Consider the following 24,206-nt stretch of genomic DNA (forward strand, 5'->3'; position numbering starts at 1 on the left):
CATTGATTTTTGGAGCACGTATTTGGCTACTCCTTTTTGGTATAACGCAGCACTTGCGCTGATCAAACCGCTGTATAAGTCTAAAATAAAAAAACGTGCAGAGACTACAGAACAATTTCAACAAGAATGTCTCGAACGTTTCGGGCCATTTCAACCGGTTAAAAATCGCCAAGCGATTTGGTTCCATGTGGTGTCGGTGGGCGAAACTAATGCAGCGCAGCCTCTCATCGAGCATTATTTAAAATCGGGTCATCCAGTCTTGGTGACCAATACCACCAAAACGGGTCAGGCGCGTGCCAAATCGCTATTTTTAAAAGCACCTTATTTAGAGCTGTTCCAAGCTGTATATTTACCTGCGGATCAAAAACCTTTAGTTCGTCGGTTTTTCGCATTGTATCAGCCCAAACTTTTGGCTTTGGTTGAAACTGAACTCTGGCCGAATTTAATTGCCCAAGCGGGGCAGAGTCAGGTGCCATGTATCTTGATTAATGCACGTCTTTCTGAAAAATCAGCCAAAGGCTATGCCAAAGTGTATAGCCTGACGCAGCCGATGTTACACGGAATAGATCAGCTCTTGGCACAAGATCAGGCAACTGCAGAGCGCTTTATTCAGCTCGGTGCAGCGCCATCGGTAACACAGGTGGTGGGGAGTATTAAGTTTGATATTCATGCGCCAGAATCTTTTGTCAAACAAGCAGTTCAGCTCAAGAAAGAATGGTCGCTCGTTGGGCGTAAGATCATTACTATTGCCAGTACTCATGCACCTGAAGAACAAAAACTGTTAAGTGCGCTTAAGCCATATTTGGATACACAGCCTGAAATGTTGTGTATTGCTGTGCCGCGTCATCCAGAGCGTTTTGATGAGGTCTTTAACATCACGCAAAGTTTAAATTTAAACACCACTCGCAGAAGTACGGGACAAAGAATAGAGGCGGACACCCAAGTCTATTTAGCCGATTCGATGGGGGAGATGTGGTTATGGTATGCCTTATCTGATGCTTGTTTTGTCGGGGGATCACTAAATGAACCGGGTGGCGGACATAATATTTTAGAGCCAATTGCGTTACATGTGCCGACGGTTTTGGGCAAAAACTATTTTAATTTCCAAACCATTGTCGATGAATTTGTACAAGCCGATGCGGTGAAAGTTGTTGATGATGCTGAACAAGCTGCTGCGCTGTTGATGACACTGTTAGAGGATACTGAGCAGGCGAATACACTGAATCAAGCGGCACAAAAGATTATGCAGTTAAATACGGGCTCTTTGAAAAAGCATATTCAAGTGATTGATGCTTATTTATAGACTATTCACAAAAAATGGGAACGGTGAGGTGGCAGGGATGCCACCGTTAGGCTGTGGTATAGGGATGTACTATCAGCCTAACAAAGAGTTTTGCCTACTTTTGCTCTTTCAAAAGTAGGGTCATGCCTACACAGGGGCTTTAAATTTATATTGTTATTTGTGGCTATGAGTGATTAAGCTGCTGAATATCACGAGTTCGCACAGTTTAAAGTAGTTTTTTCAAATTATGAATATCGTTCTCTTAGACCCGCGACAAACCGAATCTGAACTCTGGTCCATTAGCGCTAAGCGTCAGCTTGAACATTTGCATCGTCATTTAGAGCTGAAAGCCGGTGATACGTTAAAAGTCGGGATACAAAACGGAAAGCGTCATCTTACGCAAGTGGTTGAGGTTTCCGAAACAGCTGTACGCATAAAACCCTTATATGAAGAACCTGTACCAGCCAAACTACCCGTGACTTTAATTGTCGCGATGCCACGCCCTAAAGTTCTGCGTCGTTTGATTATGGATGCGGTGACTTTAGGGGTTGAAAAAATCATTTTGCTGCACAGCTATCGGGTCGATAAAAGTTATTGGCAAACCCCGTTCTTACAACAGTTGGACCAATATGTGACTTTGGGGCTAGAGCAGGCAGGTGATACGGTTGCACCCAAAATTGAAATTTATAAACGCTTTAAGCCTTTTGTTGAAGATCAATTGCCAAGTCTGATTTCAGCCGATTGTCCTGCTTATGTGGCACATCCTTATAGCGATGCCAAAATGCCTTTTGCGATTCAGCATCCCTGTACGGTTGTGATCGGACCGGAAGGTGGATTTATCCCTTACGAAGTTGACCTACTTGTAAAAAACGGCTGCCAAGTGATGAGCTTAGGCAACCGTATTATTCGGACTGAAACCGTGATCCCTTATGTTTTAGGACGCTTATTTAGCGGTTGAGGCTTCTGTCGGGTAGCTGTCATTTTTTGCGACGCGAACTTCTTGGACTGGGTATGGAATAGAAATTCCTTGCTCAGCAAAGGCCTGAACCACATATTCTTGTACCGAACTGATCGAGCCAGATACCGTAGTTTCTGTGGTGTTGACCCACCATTGGACTTTGAGATTCACCGAAAAATCTGCAAGTGCAGCGACGTTCACGCTAAAACCTGGTTGACTTAAAATAGTCGTGTCTCGGTCTAAAATGCCCAGTACAATATCTTTGGCTTTTTTGATGTCATCTTCATAACCAATACCGACCAAGAACTCGCAGCGACGACGTGGATAGGCGGTGTTGACAGTGACTGCACTGGTATACACGGTTGCATTCGGAATCACGATACGACGGCCATCTGGTGCACGTAAGTAAGTGGCACGAATTTGAATATCTTCAACATTACCTTCCATACCCGAGACAATGATGTCATCGCCAATCTTAAATGGTTCACCCAGTAAAATGAGAATCCCTGAAAGTAGGTTTTGGAAGATATCTTTAAATGCAAAACCAATGGCAACAGAACCAATCCCTAAAGCACTCATCAACTGACCGGGTGTGAAACCTGGAATTGCAATCACCATGGCAATCAGGAAGCCAATAAAGACGATGGCTGAACTGCCGACACGATTCAGGACTAGAACAAGGTTTTGCTTGGTATAAGAGCGATCAGACAGTGCTTTACGAACAAAAAGCTTAAACAGTTTGGAGAGCAAATAAAAAATGATGAAGGTAATCAGTGCAATACAAAAATAAGGCATACGCTCCCAAAAACCATCGATAAATTTGTCGATGGTGGAATAGGCATCATTATATTTTGCAGTATGTGCAATCACACTTTGCGTGGTTTTTGCTGTCGCGTCATGTAGCATCTCTGACGTACCTTGAGCAACCTCGCTCAAGCTATGATTTTGTTCTGACACTGGTGCTCCAATCGCTGAAAATTTGGCATATTTTGCCTGAAAAATGTGTGCGTTTAATAGAGAAATACGTATGAAATTATCGCATTCTGGGTGATTGATAGACGGATAAAAACCCATATTTATGTTTTTTAAACGCTTTAGTTTTGAATTGAAGGCACTAAGTCATGCTCCTTGTGCATGAAATAGTACCGACTGAAGTGTAACAATATGCTTAAAAAAGCCTAGCTGGAGCGACTTTACTGAGTTCAGCTTTGTTCATGTTACGGATTAAACACAGGATCTCCTTGAATGATCACTATAAAATGTGTTTTAAATTGTAGAAATAATATACGACCAAAGCCGTGTTGATCTGTTTAAAAAACAATCGTCATACTGTGGTTATGCAGTCCAATAATAAACTAATAACTGTGGCATGAACTCTCGCGATGAGAGTCAGAATATAAGGAAGTATGATATGAAAGAAGTCTATCCTGTACCTGCTGAATTTGAAAAAACTGCGCGCACCAATGAACAAGAATATTTTGAACGTTATCAAAAATCGATAGAACAACCTGATGAATATTGGGCTGAACAAGCTTTGAAACTCGATTGGATCAAGCCTTTTAGCCAAGTTAAAAACACCAGTTATGACAAAGATAATTTTAAAATTGAATGGTTTGCCGATGGGCAGTTAAACCTAAGTGCTAACTGCCTTGATCGCCACTTAAAAGAGCATCCGTATAAACCTGCCATTATTTGGGAAGGTGACCATCCGTCGCGCCATAAAATCATTTCCTTTGCTGAACTGTATGACGAAGTGTGTCGTTTTGCCAATGTCCTGAAAAAGCATGGCGTGGTGAAGGGTGATCGTGTGGTGCTGTATATGCCAATGATTTCAGAAGCAGCCATTTCGATGTTGGCCTGTGCCCGAATCGGTGCCGTGCATTGTGTGGTGTTTGGTGGTTTCTCGCCTGATTCATTAGCAAGCCGAATTGATGACAGTCAAGCCAAAATTGTGATTACCGCAGACTCTGGAATGCGCGGGGGGAAACCCATTCCGTTGAAAGAAAATGTAGACGCAGCATTGAATCTACCCGGGACAGACTCGGTACAAAACGTGATTGTGGTACACCGGACAGGCAATCCGATTACGCTGAAAGAAGGGCGTGATTTGTGGTATCACATGGAAATCATGACCGTCAATGAGATTTGCCCACCTGAACCGATGAATGCCGAAGATCCCCTATTTATTTTATATACCTCAGGTTCAACGGGTAAGCCCAAAGGGGTGCTGCATACCACAGGGGGATATTTAACTTATGTGAATAGTACCTTCCGTGAAGTGTTCGACTTAAAACAAGATGATGTGTTTTGGTGTACCGCCGATGTAGGCTGGATTACGGGACACTCTTATGTGCTGTATGGCCCCTTGTCGAATGGAACCACAACGGTGATGTTTGAAGGAATCCCACAGTATCCAAGTTGGGCACGTACAGGGCATATTGTCGACAAACACAATGTGACGATTTTATACACGGCACCGACAGCGATCCGCGCCATGATGCGTGAAGGGGATGCCTTTGTCCGTGAGAGTGATCGTAGCAGTTTGCGTTTAATTGGTTCCGTCGGAGAGCCGATCAACCCTGAAGCATGGAATTGGTACTACACAGTGGTGGGGGAAAGCCGTTGCCCAGTGGTGGATACTTGGTGGCAAACTGAAACAGGCGGGATTTTAATTTCTCCACTTCCGGGTGCGACACCACTTAAACCAGGGTCTGCAACGCGTCCTTTATTTGGGATTCAACCCGCTTTGGTTGATGCTGAAGGCAAAGAGTTAGAAGGTGAGGCCGAAGGCAATCTGGTGATTAAGGATTCATGGCCGGGACAAATGCGAACCATTTGGGGGGATCCTGAGCGGTTTATCGAAGCGTATTTTGCAACTTATCCGGGAACGTATTTCACGGGCGATGGTGCACGCCGTGATAAAGATGGTTACTACTGGATCACAGGTCGAGTCGATGATGTACTAAATGTGTCAGGGCACCGCTTAGGCACGGCCGAAGTGGAAAGTGCTTTGGTGGCACATGAGGCGGTGGCTGAGGCTGCCGTAGTAGGAATGCCACATGACATCAAAGGGCAAGGAATTTGTTCCTTTGTCACTTTACAAGCGGGCACTGCACAAACGGAAGAACTCCGTGCAGAGCTGATTCAGTGGGTACGAAAGGTACTCGGTCCAGTGGCGACACCAGATGCCTTACATTGGGCACCATCTTTACCGAAAACACGTTCAGGTAAAATTATGCGCCGTATTTTAAGAAAAATTGCGGCGAACGAGTTAGATAGTTTGGGCGATACATCGACGCTGGCTGAACCACAAGTGGTCGAAGTGTTGATTAAAGAAGTTTATCCAAACGGATAAATGTTGGCTGCAGCCAAAAAGCCCATGTCTTAAATTTTAGACATGGGCTTTGTCTTTGTGAACGAAGAGTTGTTCAAGTGCTTAGTTTTTATGTTTGGAGAATTTATAGCCTTGATCGCAAAGGGCAGTTAAGACCACAAATAAACCTGCTAGCGCTAAAATTAGAATCACACCTGTCGTCGAATGGGTTGGTGAAGCTGCCACCAATGACAAGGCACCTAAAGGTGCTAAGCCCCCTGCAATTGCTGTTCCAATTTCGCGGCCTGTACTTACTCCAGTAGAACGGTTCTCCACGGCAAACTGACGACTGAGGAAAGATCCCTGTGGTGCGAACATCATTGGAGCAAGAATACCTGTCCCAATCGCTAAAGCGATGTAGATTGAAGTGTTGTTTCCTGTTTCCAGTAATTTCATAAATGGATAGGCAAACAGGATTGAGAGAAAACCACCTAAGATCAGAACATTTCTACTGTTCCATTTGTCACACAACCAACCGAAGAATGGTACAGTGAAGATGGCGACCAAACTTGCAATGGTCACGGATAATGAAGTGACATGTGCCGTAACACCTTGGAATTGAGTTAAATAAGCCAAAGAGAAGGTTTTAAAAATATAGCTCAAGGCGTTATAGCCAATTGCAATCAGAAAGACCACGCTTAGACCTTTCATATTGGTTTTTAAGATCTGTTTAAATGGATTTTCAGTCGATTTTTCGACGTGTGCTTCAGCATAATCAGGCGTTTCAGGCAAACTTTTACGTACCCATAAACCAATAATCACCAGCACAAAACTGAGAATAAATGGAATACGCCAACCACCATTAATTAAGAACTCATCACCATTTAAGGTTAATAAAAAGACCGTAAGTGAAGAGAGTAGGAGTCCTAGGTTTAGACCTAGGGCAGGCCATGCACCTTGACTACCGCGTTTATCTTCAGAGGCATGTTCATACGAGGTAATCGCAGCCCCTGCAAATTCAGCCCCTGCACCGAGACCCTGAATAATACGGAAGGTCACCAACAACACTGCTGCCCAGATACCGATGGATTCATAGGTAGGAATTAGACCAATGGCCGTGGTACATAATCCCATCAACAAGAAGGTGACAAACAGCATCTTCTTACGACCATATTTATCGCCAAAATAGCCAAAGAACAGCCCCCCTAGAGGGCGTGCGATAAAGCCAATCGCGAAAGTAGCAAAGGCTTTCAGACTGGCACTACCTGGGTCTGAAGTGTCAAAAAACACTTTAGCAAAGACAATCGAGGCCATGGTGGCATACAGATAGAAGTCATACCACTCTAACATGGAGCCGACAATGGTTGCGGTTGCTACTTTTTTGAGTCGCTTCTTTTTTTCTAATTCTGTTTCATGAGTATTGCTCATTTGATATTCCTTTATGAGAGTCAGTTTTTTATTAGTGGTGAGACATGACTTCGCGCACAATATATTCGGCAATCGCTAAAGAGGAGGTCGCACCCGGAGACGGGGCATTACGAATATGGGTGATATTGCCTTGTTTGCGAATGACAAAGTCATCGACCAATGAGCCATCAGCTTCCATAGCTTGAGCTCGAATGCCACGTGTTGCAGGTTCAACAGAGACGTCAGCAAGAGATGGCACATATTTGGCTGCTTCTGCGACAAAATTGGTTTGGCTGAGCACCGTTCTCAGCTCTCGTACCGCTGCTGGCATGTTTTTAGATGAGAATTTCCAGAAACCTTTGTAAGTGAGGAAGTCGTAAATATCGGTGAGGTTAAATTTATTACCTGTATAGTTTTCACGGCCAAACGAAATAAACGCATTTGGTCCAATGGTCATCTGACCATCAATTCGTTTGGTGAAATGCACCCCTAAAAATGGATATTTAGGATCGGGTACAGGATAAATCAGACCTTTGACATGATTTTTGAATTGTTCATCAATCACATAGTATTGACCAAAGAATGGGACAATTTTTGGCGTGGCAATATCGCCTGAATTGCTCGCAAGTCGGTCAGACTGTAAACCTGCACAGGTTACGACGTAGTCAAACTGGGTTGGATAGACCTCATGATCATCAAAATGTATGCTGACTTTATTATTTTTTTCCGTCAAATTAATGACTTTTCGACCCAATACCAAGGTGCCATTTTTCTGTTTAATTTCTTCTGCAATTTTTTTGGCAATTGCACCGTAGCTGACAATTGCGGTACGTGGGGAATAGAGGGCTTTGGTCCCAATACAATTCGGCTCGACGTCTTGAATTTCGCCAGCTTGCAGAATACGGACATCAGGAACTTGGTTGGCCATTGATTTTTTGTAGATTGCGTCGAGACGGCCTTCTTCATCTTTAGAGAGTGCAACCACGACTTTGCCACATTCATCATAGGGAATTTGGTTTTCAGTACAGTATTGTTGAACCAGTGTCGCACCACGACGGCATAAGCGGGCTTTTAAGCCACCTGGTTCATAATATAGTCCAGCATGTACTACACCTGAATTATGGCTAGATTGATGCATGGCAACATCAGTTTCTTTTTCAAATACCGTGACACGGGCATCTGGATAGTCCAACAGAAGTTGGCGGGCAACAGCCAATCCATTGATTCCCCCCCCGATGATGGCATAATGTTTATTCAGCATATTGATTCCCTTTGTAAAACCTCATGAAACTGATCCAAAAACCAAAAACATTAACTGAAGAAGCTTTTGAAATTTTGCAGGATGCAATTATCAATAATCACTTACAGTTCAATGTCTTGTACTCAGCAACAGAATTGGGTCAGATGCTTGGCGGCATTTCACGCACACCTGTACGTGAAGCAGCACAAATGCTTGAAAAGATTGGTATTGTGAAAATTGAGAAAAATAAAGGGATACGTATTATTCCGACAACATTCACCACAATGATTGAATCCTTTCAAATCCGATTGATGCTGGAGGTTCCTCTGGTCTACCGTGCAACTAAGGTCAGAACAGAGCAAGATATTGAACATTTGAATGCTATTTTTGAGGAGTTCAAACTGAAGGCGGCCTCAAATGACATTACAGGGACTCTAAAAGCTGACCGGGATTACCATTTAGCGTTGTTACAAATTGTGGGCAATCAGAAAGCGATTGATATTATTAGCAATACCCGTAACCAAGTGTTAATCGCGGGTTCTGCAACCATTCCGCATTCGCGAAATTGTATACAGACCTTTGATGACCATTTAAAGTTACATCATGCATTTGTGAGTGGAGATGCTCAACAAGCCGCTAACTTGATGAAAGCTCACATAATCAATACCGCTACGCTACTGATAAACCAAGAATCGGAAAAACGTGAAAACTGGTCAGATTACAGTACCAATGACTATCTCAACTGGATCTAAAATTGATAGTAGCATGTTGCATGCAACATGTAAATTTTGAACAATCTCTCCTGTGCGGAAATTTTATACGACTTTAGTCGTAGTTTTTGGCAGCGATTATTGATGTGAAATATGAAGCTCAACCCTTAGAGATTTGAACTGAGAAGAGTCGAAAAGGGGGATGAGTATCGGTAAGTTGATTGATGCTTAATATTGAAATTATACGTATATCATTTTGATAAATAACATTTTTAAAATACAGAAAACGCCTGAGTTAGGCGCTTTTGTACAGCTGTAATGTCAAAAAACGCAGTTTAACGCTGATGGATGCTTTCTAAGGTATCCACCATCGTCCGTGTCATCTGATCAATTTCATAATTGACTGCATCGCCGATTTGTACCGATGCCCACGTGGTTAGACGCAAGGTTTCAGGAATCAAATCAACTGAAATTTCATGGTTGTTACGATCAACATGGTTGACGGTGAGGCTACAACCATTCAGACCAATAAAACCTTTTAAGAAAAAGTATTTAATATTGCCTTCTGGAATGTGAAGATCCAAATGCAGAGTCTCGCCGTGACGGCTCAGCTGCTTTACTGTAGCCGTTCCTTCGATATGTCCATACAAGTTATGCCCCCCATTTTCCATTCCGACTTTGGCTGAACGTTCAATATTCACCTCATCACCTGCCTGTAAAGTGCCTAAAGTGGTCAGGCGTCGAGTCAAATCTGAGACATCAAAATGGACTTGATTGGCGGTCAGATCGATGTGCGTTGCAGTTAAGCAGGTGCCATTGATAGCTACACTTGCACCGATGAAGACATCGTGAAAAAAGTTGTGTGTATTTGAAACGACAAGGGTGCTAAAACCGTCGCCTTGACGGACATCTAGAATTTTCTCTAAGCCTTGTACAATACCTGTGTACATCAGAAGTCTTCCTAATTCGGGGGTTATGTTTAATGTAAATGATCTACAACTTGATGTGGTATTATTTTGAGTTGAGATGCGCTAAAGCTGTATCTTTAATGGGATTTCGACGCCAATAATAGGGCCGCAAAAATCGGAGCAACAGCCGTAAGGGCGTCATCCATACGATTCGAGTATGGCGACGTTTATTCTCTAAAATACGTTGGGCCAAATAGCGGCAGACCACCTCAGGAGGATCGATAATAAACAAAAAAAGCCGTTTCATTTTGTTCCAGTGCTGAACATTGCCATTTTGCCAAGAGGATACCAGTAGGTCAGTTGCTACCATTCCGGGACTGAGTGTACCGACTTGAATGTGGGTCTGTTTGGTTTCTTTAAACAGGGCTTGACTAAAGTACCCTATGGCACGTTTGGTGGTGGCATAGGCGGTCATGCCTGCACTCCATTCGCCTCGAGTACCCCAACCTTCCATATTGAAAATTTGACCATAGCCTTGTGCCAGCATGCCGTTTAAGGCCACTTGTGAGCCGAACATACTGCCTAGAATATTGGTTTGCACCACTGTCTGTATTTCTGCTGCTGCGAGATCTTTAAAGTCTAGTGTCGCAGTACAACTGCCTGCATTATTAATCCAAATCTGAACAGCACCAAATTGTTGAATGGCTTCATCCCAAAGCATTTGTACTTCATGGATCTGCGTGACATCACAAGTGACAGCATGAATCAGCGCAGCGGGAAAACGATGCCGTAGCTGTTGCAGGGTGCGCTGTAAATCTGTGCTATTTCGCCCAGAAATCACAACGGCTTGTTGCTGTTCCAAGAAGGCTTGAGCTAAACCCAAGCCGATACCTTTAGAACTGCCTGTAATGACGATGCAACCTGATTTTGAATTCATATGAATCCTTTACTTTGTGCACTAAAGGACGTCGCTTGTTGACTGTGAAGCATACAATAACAAATGGATAGACTGATCATTGCAAGGTTCATAACCACAGGGTTAAAAGCACGAATGAGACTATCTGGGATCAGAAAAGCGACCAGTGCGAATAAAAACACTAAGCTGCAAATACTGAGGTAATGCAGATATTTACTGGAATTAAAGAGGAACAATAAAGCAAAAACACACTCAAGCACACCTGAGCCCTGACCTGCCAGTTGGGCCTGTGTGTAGGAAAGCCCAAAAGTTTGCCAAATGGCAATCTCATCGGGATTGATAAAAAGGATTTTAGGAACTAAACCTTGATAGCCCCATAAAAAGGCCAAAGAAAGATTAATGAATTTAGAGGGTTGGCTGTTGTTCATATAAAATGGTTATTTTTTACTTTGTGCGGATTATACACCAATAAAAAAACCCTCAAGCCGAGCCTTGAGGGAAGAATAGAGTCACCTATCATTATTATTTTTTAGTTCGTGTCTGCTGCTTACCGAGCTAAGCAGATTTGGCAGTCTCAACGGATTGCTGCTGAGCTTCCAACTCACGAACCAATGGCAACACTTTGGCACCGAAGTATTCAACCTCTTCGATAAAATGTAAAAAACCTGAAAGGATTAAATCCACACCAACGGCTTTTAATTCCACAATACGTTCAGCAATTTGGCGTGGTGTACCAATCAAATTGGTTTTAAAGCCATCATTGTATTGAACCAAATCTTCAAAGGTCGATTTGGCCCAATTGCCTTCACCTTCCAGTGTTGCTGCACCCGCTTCACGGGTGGCCTCGCCAAAGGCATGAACCGCTTGAATATTGGCTTTATCAATAATTTCTTGCAGAACCGTTTTCGCTTCTTCCTCGGTATCTCGGGCAATGATAAAAGCATTCACCCCAATTTTGACCTGATGGCCATTCTGTTGGGCTTTTGCACGAATATCATCAATCTGTTTTTTGAGTTCATCAGGGGTATTGCCATTGGTAAAATACCAGTCTGAAACTCGTGCAGCCATATCCCGTGCAGCACGAGAGCTGCCGCCTTGGAAAATTTCAATATGCGGCTTTTGCACAGGTTTGGGGGACAAGGTGTAGTCTTTGAACTGGTAGTATTTTCCATCAAAACTATAGTTGTCTTGGGTCCAAACGCCTTTTAATGCACGAATAAACTCTTCCGAGCGAGCATAGCGTTGGTCATGTTCAGGCCATGTTTCACCAATGGCATCAAATTCGCCGCGGAACCAACCACTGACCACATTAATCGCAATACGCCCTTGGGTTAAGTGGTCGATGGTTGCAAGCTGTTTTGCGGCAAGCACGGGTTTCCACGGGCCAGGTAAAATGGCGGCTATGACTTTGAGTTTGCTGGTTTTGGCTAAGATACCGTGACTAAAGCTGACCGACTCATGTTGGTTTTCTGCGTTATAACCCGCAGTAAAACGAATCTGAGTTAGAGCATAGTCAAAGCCATTTTTTTCCGCAGCCTGCGCTAAACGGACGTTATAGTCATAACTCCAGTCTGTGCGCTGCTCAATATTACTCACCACTAAGCCACCGCTAACATTGGGTACCCAATAAGCAAACGTAATATTTTTATTCTGTTGTGACATGTGAAAACCCTCTCAATGCTTTTTGCGTTAAGCGACCTGTGGTTTGGCTTTTTTCTGATGCAAGCGAGACTCGGCTGCATCTAAATTTGGTACTGCTGCTGAAGGCAGTACATCGTCTTGTTCGATTTGCGTGTTGATACCCAAGTTCTGATTGGCAAGTTGGGTTTTTTCTTTCACCACTTCTGCACGCTGACCTTTGGCAGGTGCCCATTCTAGAATGGGTAAAGCACGGGCCACAGCAAGGGTGATGCGATCTCGTAATAATTCACTGTGGATGGTATACGCGGGTGTAAAGTCTTTGTCTGTGGCATAGACTCCAATCGGTAAAGTTTGCGCTTGGAAGAAACTAAATAGTGGGCGAAGTTGATGCTCCAGTACCAGGGCATGACGCTCACTGCCGCCTGAGGCTGCAAGTAGTACCGGTACATCGACCAGCGCCGTTTGCTCAACAAAGTCGAAAAAGTGTTTGAATAAACCAGTAAAAGAAGCACGGTAAACTGGTGTTCCAACAATCAAAGCATCGGCAGCTTCGACCGCGGCTAAGTCATCTTGCACACGTTGAGGCAGTTGATTGCGGTATATTGCACCACCGAGTAGGTGTCCAATTTCGCTAAACTTAATGAAATGTACATTGATTGGGGTTGCATCGCCCAGTTCATTTAAAATTTCTTGTACCAATGCCTCAGTTTTAGACGGAGTATTTAAACCGCCTGACACAGCGACAATATTGAGTGGTTTTTGCAGTAAAGTAGACATAAGGACAGCCCTAAAGTGTTGTATCTCGGAATGGGCTTATTTATCTAATATCTGAACGAAGGCTGTAAAATAAAGAAATAGCGTTAAGTTATCTGATTTTAAGATATATCTGTTGAGCTTGAAAAAGGTTACTAAAATTTTTATTAAGTAGTTGTATTTTATATATATATTTAAAATAAATAACCTTTTTCGATGTGCTTATAAATTTTATATCAAAATGTGATTAGTTATTTATATTTCAATATCGACTTGGAATTGAGGCTATTTTCCTGCTGAAAGCGTGATAAAGTGAAAAAAAGTTAGACTTTGCATATCCTTATCGGCACTTGTATGGTTAGAATAGTCAAGACTAGTGCACTCGAAATCTCTCGTTGCTTATGAATATATTAATCGTTGATGACCATCCGCTGTTTCGCCATGCGTTAATCCAAGCTGTTCGTTATAGCTTACCGCAAGCTCAAATTCATGAAACAGCCGCAGTAAACGAGTTTTATGAACGCCTTGAAAAAGGTCCTGAACCTGATTTGGTGCTATTGGACTTAAACTTACCAGGTGCTTCAGGTTTTTCTGCATTGGTACACGTTCGTGCCCAGTATCCATCATTACCGATTATTGTCGTTTCAGCGCATGAAGAGACGTCGATCATTCAGCGTTCAATTGCGCATGGTGCGATGGGTTATATTCCAAAGTCGGCACATCCAAGTCATATTGGCGAAGCAATTCGCGAAGTCTTAGATGGTGAAATTTGGTTGCCGCCAAATTTACCCGCCAACATGAACTTTGACCCACGTGCTGCCGATGAAACTGCACTGGCTGAGCGAATTCAATCCTTAACACCTCAGCAGTTCCGTGTATTGATGATGGTGGCAGAAGGTTTGCTGAATAAGCAGATTGCCTATGAACTCGATGTTTCAGAAGCAACGATTAAAGCGCACGTGACTGCGATTTTCCGTAAGCTCGGGGTACAAAACCGAACTCAAGCGGTCCTCGCGATCAATGCTTTAAATATTGAAGAAAAACGCATGTAAGCTGATCTATTGAATTAAAAAAGCGCTGAATCATCAGCGCTTTTTTTCGGTTTTGAGTTTAAGCCAAGCAGTTTTGTTTGCTGGTGACATCGGTACAAAATAAAGGATTTAAAGCACATTGTAAGTCATCAATTTGCTCTTCAGAGACATAGCCCTGTTGTTTCAAATAAGCGGCAACACGGTCATCACGCAGACTTAAAAAGGCCGCATCATACACGCCAAGATCGACAAATAAAGCCGCCGTTTCCAAGCTATTGAAACGGTCTAAGTAGATTTCGTTGTCATACATGAGGAAAATATGGTCTTGTGTCCCTTGCGTATCAATACTTAATCGATCCGCCAAGACTTGCGGTGGTGTTTTAATAAAGAGCAGATCCGACAATTGGTCAAACTGGGTGGTGTCGAGTTGATCCTGATCGGTTTTGACTTTACCGAGCCATGCTTTAAACACCAATACTGCGCCGCCGCGAAGGAGCATACTCCAAATTTGATGGCGTACATCTACACTGAGTGCACTGGATTCAGTTTCCAATGCCAGCAAGAACGGGTCTTCTTGTTGTTGAAGTTTTTCAAATAGACCTAAGCCGTGCGGTTGGTACGCCGCAGGTCGAAACACATCAAAGTCGAGTTGTTCAAACACTTGTAATGCGAGGGGAATAGCGGTGTGATACAGCGTATCTAAGGCCTGAACATGAGTCTCGTTGAGCCTACTTTGTTTAAAGAGTTCGACCCAGTCAATACTGGGTAAAAAGGCATTGGCACTATACTGGCGCAAAAATTGTTGTGACTGATCTGAGCCATGTGGCATTGCTTTAGAAATGTTCATCATAAAACTCCAAGAGAAGGATGATCAGTTTCTTCAGCGAAGGAAGGGGTATATAGGTAGAAAAACTGATCTTTTCTTAGTCCTAGTTATCTGCCAATCCCCTGTGGAGATGAATACGACTAAAGTCGTAGTTTGTGTTTTTATGTATATTTAGTTTAAATAAAACAAATACTTGAAAAATTGTAACTAAGTATACAAGTGTTCACTAATGTAAGTGGTGTATTTTGCCATAGTAAAAATGGATGTGTAATTTTTAGCCAATACTGTGGGGCTTCAAAGAGCTGGAAATGAGCACTTTGGTCGAAACCTTTAAAACTTTAGTCAGTTTGCGTATATACAGGGCCTAAAAAAGACAAAAACCCAAGTCAGATGACTTGGGTTTTGTGAGTAAATGTAGTGAATTTATTCAGGATTTGAAATTTTTAAACCCGATAACCATGCTCGTAAAGAAGCAGGTTTTAATGGTTTTTTCAAAAGCACGATATTCATATCTTTGACCCGTTGTGGCAGTTCAGGATCTGAGTCTGCGGTAATCAAAGCGACAGGTACATTTTCTTGGCGATTGGCCAAAATAAAGTCCAAACCAATTTTGTCATGATTTAAGTGCTGATCGACCAACCAGACCTGAATGTTTTCTTGCTGAATCATCTCAAAAGCCTGTTCAGGTTCAGTTGCCTTAAACACTTGATAGCCCCATTTGGTCAGTAAAGTCGACATCCCTTCTAAAATGGTTTCGTCATTGTCCAAACACAAAATCTTATAGGCTTTGGTTTTGAGTGGTACCGCTTGTACAGGCGCTGCTACGACTTTTGGTGGGGCAATGATTGGTACTTCAATCATAAAGCATGACCCTTTGCCATACTCTGAATAGACATGCACTGGGTAGTCGAGCAGGCTGGTCATCCGCTGTACGATGGCTAAGCCTAAGCCAAGCCCTTGCTCACCCCACGGTGAGGTATGGCCACAGCGCTCAAACTCTTGGAATAGTTTGATTCGTTGTTCTTCTGCAATCCCGGGTCCTGTATCCCAAACTCCAATTCGAATATGGCGTGGTTTGTCCGTGGAGCGGAGTACGCCCACCACCACTTTGCCTTTGGCAGTGTAGCGTAGGGCATTACTGACAAAGTTCTGAATAATACGGCGAATCCATTGTGGGTCGGTATCTATCCAGAACTGAGCATCATGTACGCTGAAACGAATACCGCGCTGTGCTGCAATGGATTTAAACTGCAATTCGAGGTCACTGAGTAAATCATGCAGCGGATAAGCCTGACGGTTGGGTTGAATGGTGCCACCTTCAAGACGGGCAATATCCAACAGCGCAGACAACATACTTTCTGCACCGTGTAAGGCACGATCAAGCTGTTGTAAGGTTTTACGGTCTTCTTCACTTTGAACGCTTTGTTCTAAAGCCGTACTGAATAGACGCGCAGCATGCATCGGTTGCAATAAGTCATGACTGGCCGCGGCAATAAAGCGGCTTTTCGACATATTGGCTTTGTCGGCTTGTTCACGTGCCAGTTGTTGTTCAGTCAATGCATCTGCTAGCTGTTGGGTTCGGTCTTGGACACGTGCCTCCAGCATGGCTTCATTTTCACGGAAGGCGGTAATGTCGGCAAAGGTGGTGACAAAGCCGCCGCCTTCAATTGGGTTGCCACGCATTTGAATGACACGACCATCTTTACGAATCCGTTCAAACTCGTGCGCACTACCGACTTGCATCCAGTGCATCCGTTTCCGTACATGTTCTTCGACCGAACCCGGGCCACATTCGCCGCGCTCTGCGTTATACCGAATCAAATCGGAAATCGGACAACCGACATAGACAATATCTTTTGGGTAATCAAACAGTTTTAAATATTGATTATTCCACGCCACCAAACACATATTTTCATCGACCACACTCACCCCTTGGGTCATGTGGTCAATCATGGTCATGATCAGGTTTTGATTAAAACGTTGCCACTGTGAGGCTTGGTCTAGAATGTTTGCCACTTGCCCCAAAGCGAGGCCATTGTTGACCATTGCGGTGGTGAGCAGAGTACGTGCCGATGCAGCACCAATGGTGCCTGCCAAATATTGTTCGGTAAAACGCCACCACATGCCGTTGGCATTGCTGTTTTCATTCAGCACCACATTGTTCTGTGCACAGAACTGTTGGAAAGCGCGCATGGTTGCGCCATCCCCTGTAATCCGTTTGGCTAAGGTAATTAAATCACCGACTTTTAAGCGTGCAACATCGTGATGAATGTAGTTGATGTCTGTAGACGTGCTCTGCGTTGGTAGTGGTTTGGTTTCATAATAGAAAAAGCTTTCTGCTTGAATTTGTTCGGCCACGCTGGGGCGGAAAATTCGAGAAATCCAAATGTATAAAATAATATTCAGACCCAGTGCCCACACCACCCCATGGGTGAGAGCGGCAAAGGATTCAAAACCGAGCAGAGCTTCAGGGCGTAACCAGTTAATGCCCATTGGCCCGAAATTGAGAAAGCTTTCGGTAAAGTGTGAATATTCTGCAGGCAAACTGCGCAGTACAGTGGGTAATAGCAGGGTGTAGGCCCACATACCAAAACCAGCCAATAAACCTGCATAGACGCCTTGTTTACTGCCGCCACGCCAGTATAGACCACCAATGAGGGCAGGTGAGAACTGAGCCACCGCACTAAAGGCCAATAAGCCAAAGACTGAAAGTTGGTCAATGTCATTGAAAAAATGGAAGAACAAAAAGCCCAATAACATGACGGCTAAAATACAGACCCGACGGGTAAATTTAAGTACCAAAGGTAAGCGTTTATCGTGGCGGGACAGTAAATTGGTACGCCATAAGGCAGGCATGATCAAGTCATTACTGAGCATGATTGATAGCGCAACTGAAGACACCAACAGCATACCCGTAGAGGCAGAAAAGCCACCTAAAAAGGCCAATAGGGTTAACCAGTCTTGGCCATAGCTTAAGGGTAGAGACAAAACCGCTACATCGGGAATAGCTAAGTAACCTGGCGTTGCATGCAGCGCCCAACTGGCAATCGGGATAATAGCAATGATGGTTAAAACTAAATAAACTGCGAACCAGCGCCGTGCCCCGCGAATATGCTTTTCATCACGTAATTCGACCACAGCGACGTGGAACTGACGCGGTAAGCAAATGATCGCGAGTCCAGCCAATAAGGTTTGAATCCAAAACGTATCGGGTACACCAATCAGTTGTACTTGATGGAAAGTCTCTGCGACATCCTTAGAAATTTGATGGATGTTTTCAGGTGCAGCAAACACGAAAAAGAGCGCAACACACAGCAAAGCAAACAGTTTAACAAAAGACTCGAAGGCTACCGCCAACATCAGACCACCATGTTGTTCTGTATTGGCAATCTGTCTGGTCCCGAAAATCATGGCTAAAATCGCCAAAATACCGGTGAGGAATAGCACACCGTTGGTGGTTGAGGCGATACTGCCTGCGGTGGGCTCTAAAATCACCGCAGCACTAAGTGCAATAGCGCGTAACTGCAGGGCTAAGTAAGGGATAATCGCAATGACGGCGAGGATGGTCACCATCGAGGCCAAAGGCCCACTTTTACCATAACGTGCAGCAACAAAATCGGCAATCGATGAAATAGCATGGTGCTGACGGACGCGGCCTAAACGACGCCAAATGTCATAGCCCAGTGCGACGAAGAGTAGTGGGCCAAGGTAGATCGGCAGAAAGATAATGCCTTCACGAACTGCTGCACCTGTTGCGCCATAAAAGGTCCAAGATGAACAGTAGACCCCTAAAGTTAAACTAAACAATAGCATGCGCCCACGCGTGCTCAGGCGGCTGGCGTGTTTTTCACCAAAAAAGGCGCAGATAAAGAGTAAGACGATATAGAGGGCCAATACCCCGATAATGAGCCAGCTGTTCATTTTACCTAAAGTTTTTCCATCATCTCGGCCATCATAGCGCATCTGGGATAGAGGCTGCTGAGCTTGTTTAAAATTTACAGACCAAAGTCTAAATTACAACCAATACAGAAGCTTGCTACTTTAGCAAATGTAATAATTCGAATTAAAAAATTGTATCTACGGTTGGATACAGACAGGAGTATGGTTATGGATGAGAGACAAGTAGAACAGATTCTACAAAATCCCAAATTCAAGGAAATGGTTAGTCGTAAAAGTAAACTGAGCTGGACACTGACAACTATTATGTTGGTTGTATACGTTGGTTTCATGTTGTTGGTCGGCTACAACAAAGAATTTTTAATGACTTCAGTCAGTGGTGGGGTGACCACGATTGGAATGCCATTGGGTCTAAGCATTATTGTATTGTCTTTTGTTTTGTGTGGTGTGTATTCGTATATCTCGAATAACAAGCTCGACGCATTAAATGAAGAAGCAATGCGTGAAGTCGAAGCCATTGCGCAAGAGAAAGGACAGCACTAATGAAATGGAATTCATTGAAAGCGCTTACAGTCGCTGCTATCGCACTGTTGACTTCGAGCCTAGCACTTGCAGGCCCAGATTTGGGCGAGGCTCAACAACAAGCGACAAACTGGCATGCAATTATCATGTTCGGTATCTTTGTCGGATTTACTTTGCTCATCACCAAATGGGCAGCAAAACAAACCACCAACACTGCTGACTTCTACACAGCAGGTGGCGGGATTTCAGGTTTCCAAAATGGTTTAGCGATTGCGGGTGACTATATGTCCGCAGCGTCATTCTTGGGAATTTCCGCAATGGTTTTCAGTTCAGGCTTCGACGGCTTGCTGTATTCATTGGGTTTCATGGTTGGTTGGCCAATCGTATTGTTCTTGGTGGCTGAACGTCTACGTAACTTAGGTAAGTTCAACTTATCTGACGTAGTGTCATTCCGTTTAGCGGAAAAACCAGTGCGTACGCTTGCAGCAGTGAGTTCATTGGTTGTCGTTGCATTCTATCTGATCGCTCAGATGGTGGGTGCAGGTCAGCTGATCAAACTCTTATTTGGTTTGAACTACAACATTGCTGTAGTGATTGTCGGCCTTCTGATGATGGCTTACGTGATCTTCGGTGGGATGTTGGCAACGACTTGGGTACAGATTATTAAAGCTGTGATGCTTTTGTCTGGCGCGACATTCATGGCTTTCATGGTGATGAAAGGCGTGGGCTTCAGCTTCTCTGAAATGTTCACCCAGTCAATTCAAGTTTTCTCTAAAGTACATGACATTTCTTTAGCAGAAGCGGGCAATATCATGGGCCCAGGTAAACTTGCAGCGAACCCAATTGATGCCATTTCTTTAGGTTTGGCTTTAATGTTCGGTACAGCGGGTTTACCACACATCTTAATGCGTTTCTTTACCGTTAAAGATGCTAAAGAAGCACGTAAATCAGTGGTTGTTGCAACAGGTTTCATTGGTTACTTCTACCTTCTAACCTTCATCATTGGTTTTGGTGCGATCCTTTATGTATCGAACAACCCGCAGTTCCTTGATGTCGCGAAAATGGCAGTAACTGGCAAGCTAGAGCTTGTTGGTGGTAACAACATGGCAGCGGTTCACTTGTCTGATGCATTGGGCGGTGACTTGTTCATGGGCTTCATTTCAGCAGTAGCGTTCGCAACGATTCTTGCTGTTGTTGCAGGTCTGACCTTGTCAGGTGCTTCAGCAATCTCGCATGACTTGTACGCAAACGTATTCAAGAAAGGTCAAACGACTCCTGAATCTGAACTTCGTATGTCTAAAATCGCGACTTTAGGTCTTGCTATTTTTGCAATGATTTTAGGGATTCTGTTCGAGAAACAAAACGTTGCTTTCATGGTCGGATTAGCATTCTCTGTAGCAGCATGTGCGAACTTCCCAGTTCTTGTACTTTCAATGTTCTGGAAAGGTTTAACCACGCGTGGTGCGGTGATTGGTGGTGTAGTGGGTCTAGCGACTGCAGTAGTACTTATTGTCTTGTCTAAAGCCGTTTGGGTAGATACATTCGCAATCTCTGAAACGCCAGTAAATCCATTCAATGGTCCAGCGATCTTTGCAATGCCATTGGCGTTCTTCTGCTGCTGGTTGTTCTCTGTGACTGATAACTCAGCACGTGCACAAGCAGAACGTAAAGCATTTGATGCGCAGTATGTACGTTCACAAACAGGTATTGGTATCTCAGGCGCTTCAGATCACTAATCTGAACCTGAACTAAAAAAAGCCCCATTGATTGGGGCTTTTTTTATGGTGTTGAATACCTAATTTTGTTGGCATTGAATGCTGAAATGCAAGATCGTGATATACAGTCTGTACTCAAGTTGTAATCAAAATGAATTGAATCACGTGAATAAAAAGCATCGGTTTCAGTGGCTATTCGTGCTAAGTTTAAAAGCGAGAACAAGAACCAATCAAACTTGGCTTTAAAAACAACAGGCTGCATATGCAAGTATTTGTCGAATTTTGGAAAGGCTTCCGTTTACTGCCATCAGCATGGTTACTGCTATTGCAATTTATTATGCTGATTTTGGCGCTGTTGAGCGGCCATAGCTTGTCTTTACGTGTATTGGTTTGGGGCTTAGGTGTTTTGGTCCTATTACTCATTGCCAAGGTCATTCGTCAAACCCCCGTGTTTACCATCCTCGGCTTGAGTTTTGTTGGTGGTGCATTGTTCTTTTCCTTACTGATTTTGCTGGGTGCGCGAGATCCGATGCTGTTGGTGATTAGTCATGCCTTTGAGGCGATGGCCTATTTTATTGCGGCCTATGGCTTGCTGCGCTATATGTTTGCAGACCGTTATTTGACTAAGGATGAGCTATTTGCTGCAGGGGCAGTGTTTACGCTTATTGCATGGGGTTTTGCCTTTTTATATAGCATTTGTCAGATTTTAGAACCGAATAGCTTTTTAAATCCCAATGTGGCGGGCGCACAGTCATGGCTCGATTTACTTTTTTTAAGCTTTAGTTTACAGTCGGCGACAGGTTTGTCTGATCTAATGCCATTAACACCGCTGGCTCGTATGATCGCGATGTTACAGATGTTTTGTGGGGTGATGTATTTGGCTTTAGTCGTCTCACGCTTGATTGCCTTGCAGTATATTCAGCATCGACCCAATGATCATAAAGAAAATTAAACTGTTACAGGATTCGCACTGCCTTATTTTTAAACATAAATTATGATGGAACAGAATCGTTAAATTTTAAGCTATTCATTCTTCACTCTTTATTAGACTCGTCTAATTAACCATTTTGGTTATATCTTTGTACTAAAAATAATTTTCTGGGGGAATTATGCCTTCCATAAAGCCATCGCTGTTTGCAAACATCAAACGGAATGTATTTCTCAGCACTGTCGTGATTCTAGTGCTTTTTCTGGCCTTGATTCTTTTTGATCCAAGTGGTTTTGAGGCTTTAACCAAACATTTAAATCAATGGATTATTGATTCATTTAGCTGGTTTTATGTTTTATCTGTCGCGTTATTTCTGATCTTACTGATCTTTATTGCGCTCTCCGATATGGGGAAAATCAAACTCGGTCCTGATCATAGTCTGCCTGAATATAGCAGTAGCTCTTGGTTCGCCATGCTGTTTACCGCAGGGATGGGGATTGGTTTGATGTTCTTCGGTGTCGCTGAACCAGTGATGCATTATGTCAACCCGCCCACAGGAGATGGGCAAACCGTAGATGCCGCACAACAAGCAATGCGGATCACCTTTTTCCACTGGGGATTACATGCATGGGCCATTTATGCGCTTGTGGGATTGTCACTGGCCTATTTCTCTTTCCGACATAATTTGCCTTTAAAAGTTCGCTCTGCTTTATATCCTTTGGTGGGCAAAAAAATCTATGGTGCAACGGGAGATGCGGTTGATACCTTTGCAACTTTAGGCACTATTTTCGGGGTTGCGACCACACTTGGTTTTGGGGTGACCCAAATTAATTCGGGACTGAATTATCTTTTTGGCATTCAGCAAAGTATTGGCATTCAGGTCGGGCTAATCATTTTTGTCACTTTTTTAGCTTCGCTCTCAGTCGGTTTTGGTTTGGACAAAGGCATTAAACGGCTGTCTGAATTGAACTTGGTGCTGGCAGTGGTTTTACTGTTATTTGTGTTTTTTGCCAGTTCTTCCATTTATATCTTACAAACCAGCATTCAAAATGCAGGGCAATATGTATCCAACCTGTTCACGATGACTTTCAACCTATATGCCTATCAACCTAATGGTTGGATTGGTGGTTGGACCATCATGTATTGGGCGTGGTGGATTTCTTGGTCGCCTTTTGTGGGAATGTTTATTGCCCGAGTGTCTAAAGGTCGAACCATTCGTGAGTTTATTGTCGGGGTGTTGTTCATACCTACAGGCTTTACTCTGATATGGATGGGCTTCATGGGGAATGCAGCGCTGTTCAGTATTATTCAAGATGGGCACACTTCGTTAATCTCAGCAGTACAACAAGATTCATCCGTCGCACTGTTTGAATTTTTGACCCATTTACCTTTCTCTCAAATATCGAGCCTGATTGCGACCGTTCTGGTGGTACTATTCTTTGTGACTTCAGCCGACTCAGGCTCATTGGTCATTGATTACTTAACCGCAGAAACAGAAAATTCACCCTTATGGCAACGATTGTTTTGGACCATTTTGATTGCGTTACTGTCGATTATCTTACTGATGGCAGGCGGACTTTCAGCCTTACAATCGGCCACAATTATGAGTGCCTTGCCCTTTACTTTGATTATGTTACTGGTCTGTTGGGGCTTACTGAAAGCACTGCGTTTGGATGTCACCAAAATGCGTGCATTACAAGATGCGCGAATTACGCCACGTGCGATTCAAAATCCACGCAGTTGGCAACAGCGTCTAGGTCTGATTATGCATTATCCACATACTCAGTCTGAGGTCGAAGAGTTCATTGGCCAACAGGTACAACATGCATTTTCAGCGGTACAAAAGGAATTTCAGCGCCGTCAGCTAGACGTGACCATTCAAGCGATTGAGCATGGCTTGCAGTTACGCGTAGATCACCATAATGAAATTAATTTTATCTATCAGGTGGTTGCCCGTGAAACTCAGCCACCTAGTTTTATGGCAGATAGACTCGAAGAACAGCAGTTTTATCAAGCTGAAGTTTTCTTAAGAGAAGGTGGGCAAAATTATGATGTGATGGATTGGACTTTAGATGATCTATTACAAGATATTATTGACCAATATGAGCGTCATTTACATTTCTTAAATTTAGTCAGAGCCACAAACTAAAAAAAGGACG

At 43.5% G+C, this 24,206-nt stretch carries 19 protein-coding genes; 9 read left to right on the forward strand and 10 right to left on the reverse strand.

Annotated features, from left to right (window positions below):
* The first annotated feature begins 22 nt into the window (after positions 1–22).
* Both JZ787_RS06470 and JZ787_RS06475 read left to right on the forward strand, forming a co-directional pair.
* Entirely contained in the window at positions 23–1,303 is a 1,281-nt protein-coding gene (locus tag JZ787_RS06470; protein ID WP_346311958.1) for a 3-deoxy-D-manno-octulosonic acid transferase, read from the forward strand.
* Between the two features lie 226 nt (positions 1,304–1,529).
* Positions 1,530–2,240 carry a 16S rRNA (uracil(1498)-N(3))-methyltransferase gene (locus JZ787_RS06475; RefSeq protein WP_168158720.1) on the forward strand — a complete coding sequence of 237 codons (711 nt, stop codon included), beginning with the start codon at positions 1,530–1,532 and terminating at the stop codon, positions 2,238–2,240.
* Here the strand turns inward: JZ787_RS06475 and JZ787_RS06480 are convergent.
* The gene (locus JZ787_RS06480; RefSeq protein WP_346311959.1) at positions 2,226–3,197 is read right to left on the reverse strand and encodes a mechanosensitive ion channel family protein; all 972 of its coding nucleotides are present in this window, start codon (positions 3,195–3,197) and stop codon (positions 2,226–2,228) included. The genes JZ787_RS06475 and JZ787_RS06480 overlap by 15 nt on opposite strands.
* A gap of 454 nt (positions 3,198–3,651) precedes the next feature.
* Between JZ787_RS06480 and acs the strand changes: the two genes are divergently transcribed.
* Positions 3,652–5,595, forward strand: coding sequence for an acetate--CoA ligase (gene acs, locus JZ787_RS06485; protein WP_346311960.1), 1,944 nt, complete (start codon positions 3,652–3,654; stop codon positions 5,593–5,595).
* An 81-nt stretch (positions 5,596–5,676) separates the two neighbouring features.
* On the opposite strand, the gene JZ787_RS06490 is transcribed toward acs, so the two are convergent.
* Both JZ787_RS06490 and lhgO read right to left on the reverse strand, forming a co-directional pair.
* Positions 5,677–6,981, reverse strand: coding sequence for an MFS transporter (locus JZ787_RS06490; RefSeq protein ID WP_234964996.1), 1,305 nt, complete (start codon positions 6,979–6,981; stop codon positions 5,677–5,679).
* 31 nt (positions 6,982–7,012) lie between these two features.
* A complete protein-coding gene (lhgO, locus tag JZ787_RS06495; protein ID WP_168158716.1) occupies positions 7,013–8,221 on the reverse strand; it encodes an L-2-hydroxyglutarate oxidase in 1,209 nt (402 codons plus the stop codon).
* A gap of 23 nt (positions 8,222–8,244) precedes the next feature.
* On the opposite strand from lhgO, the gene JZ787_RS06500 reads away from it, so the two are divergent.
* Positions 8,245–8,952 carry a GntR family transcriptional regulator gene (locus tag JZ787_RS06500; RefSeq protein ID WP_004978238.1) on the forward strand — a complete coding sequence of 236 codons (708 nt, stop codon included), beginning with the start codon at positions 8,245–8,247 and terminating at the stop codon, positions 8,950–8,952.
* Between the two features lie 293 nt (positions 8,953–9,245).
* On the opposite strand, the gene JZ787_RS06505 is transcribed toward JZ787_RS06500, so the two are convergent.
* The 5 genes from JZ787_RS06505 to msuE all read right to left on the reverse strand — a co-directional run bounded on the left by JZ787_RS06505 (position 9,246) and on the right by msuE (position 13,152).
* Entirely contained in the window at positions 9,246–9,860 is a 615-nt protein-coding gene (locus JZ787_RS06505; protein WP_168158715.1) for a riboflavin synthase subunit alpha, read from the reverse strand.
* A 61-nt stretch (positions 9,861–9,921) separates the two neighbouring features.
* On the reverse strand, positions 9,922–10,755 hold the full coding sequence (locus JZ787_RS06510) for an SDR family oxidoreductase (protein ID WP_168158714.1): 834 nt from the start codon (positions 10,753–10,755) through the stop codon (positions 9,922–9,924).
* The gene (locus tag JZ787_RS06515) at positions 10,752–11,162 is read right to left on the reverse strand and encodes a DoxX-like family protein (RefSeq protein WP_346311961.1); all 411 of its coding nucleotides are present in this window, start codon (positions 11,160–11,162) and stop codon (positions 10,752–10,754) included. The genes JZ787_RS06510 and JZ787_RS06515 overlap by 4 nt, the downstream gene beginning before the upstream one ends.
* A gap of 127 nt (positions 11,163–11,289) precedes the next feature.
* The gene (gene sfnG, locus JZ787_RS06520; RefSeq protein ID WP_234951007.1) at positions 11,290–12,396 is read right to left on the reverse strand and encodes a dimethylsulfone monooxygenase SfnG; all 1,107 of its coding nucleotides are present in this window, start codon (positions 12,394–12,396) and stop codon (positions 11,290–11,292) included.
* Between the two features lie 27 nt (positions 12,397–12,423).
* Positions 12,424–13,152 (reverse strand): FMN reductase, encoded by a 729-nt coding sequence (gene msuE / locus JZ787_RS06525; RefSeq protein ID WP_004691693.1) that lies wholly within the window; start codon positions 13,150–13,152, stop codon positions 12,424–12,426.
* A 377-nt stretch (positions 13,153–13,529) separates the two neighbouring features.
* Between msuE and JZ787_RS06530 the strand changes: the two genes are divergently transcribed.
* Positions 13,530–14,180, forward strand: coding sequence for a response regulator transcription factor (locus tag JZ787_RS06530; RefSeq protein ID WP_004691689.1), 651 nt, complete (start codon positions 13,530–13,532; stop codon positions 14,178–14,180).
* Between the two features lie 58 nt (positions 14,181–14,238).
* On the opposite strand, the gene JZ787_RS06535 is transcribed toward JZ787_RS06530, so the two are convergent.
* Both JZ787_RS06535 and JZ787_RS06540 read right to left on the reverse strand, forming a co-directional pair.
* Positions 14,239–15,006: a hypothetical protein gene (locus JZ787_RS06535; protein WP_346312066.1), complete on the reverse strand. Its 768-nt coding sequence runs from the start codon at positions 15,004–15,006 to the stop codon at positions 14,239–14,241.
* A 402-nt stretch (positions 15,007–15,408) separates the two neighbouring features.
* Entirely contained in the window at positions 15,409–18,906 is a 3,498-nt protein-coding gene (locus tag JZ787_RS06540) for a PAS domain-containing hybrid sensor histidine kinase/response regulator (RefSeq protein ID WP_346312067.1), read from the reverse strand.
* A 186-nt stretch (positions 18,907–19,092) separates the two neighbouring features.
* Here JZ787_RS06540 and JZ787_RS06545 point away from each other — a divergent pair, with 186 nt between their 5' ends.
* The 4 genes from JZ787_RS06545 (at position 19,093) to betT (ending at position 24,196) form a co-directional block, all read left to right on the forward strand.
* Positions 19,093–19,425: a DUF485 domain-containing protein gene (locus JZ787_RS06545; RefSeq protein ID WP_004691685.1), complete on the forward strand. Its 333-nt coding sequence runs from the start codon at positions 19,093–19,095 to the stop codon at positions 19,423–19,425.
* Complete coding sequence (locus tag JZ787_RS06550; protein WP_168158711.1) at positions 19,425–21,140, forward strand: cation acetate symporter; 1,716 nt, start codon at positions 19,425–19,427, stop codon at positions 21,138–21,140. Before JZ787_RS06545 ends, JZ787_RS06550 begins: the two co-directional genes overlap by 1 nt.
* Positions 21,141–21,381: 241 nt before the next feature.
* Entirely contained in the window at positions 21,382–22,071 is a 690-nt protein-coding gene (locus JZ787_RS06555; protein ID WP_004691682.1) for an ion channel, read from the forward strand.
* Positions 22,072–22,228: 157 nt separating this feature from the next.
* The gene (gene betT, locus JZ787_RS06560) at positions 22,229–24,196 is read left to right on the forward strand and encodes a choline BCCT transporter BetT (protein WP_346311962.1); all 1,968 of its coding nucleotides are present in this window, start codon (positions 22,229–22,231) and stop codon (positions 24,194–24,196) included.
* Positions 24,197–24,206: the final 10 nt, after the last annotated feature.

Source organism: Acinetobacter sp. BWR-L5 (genome assembly GCF_039655985.1).
Lineage (GTDB): Bacteria > Pseudomonadota > Gammaproteobacteria > Pseudomonadales > Moraxellaceae > Acinetobacter > Acinetobacter johnsonii.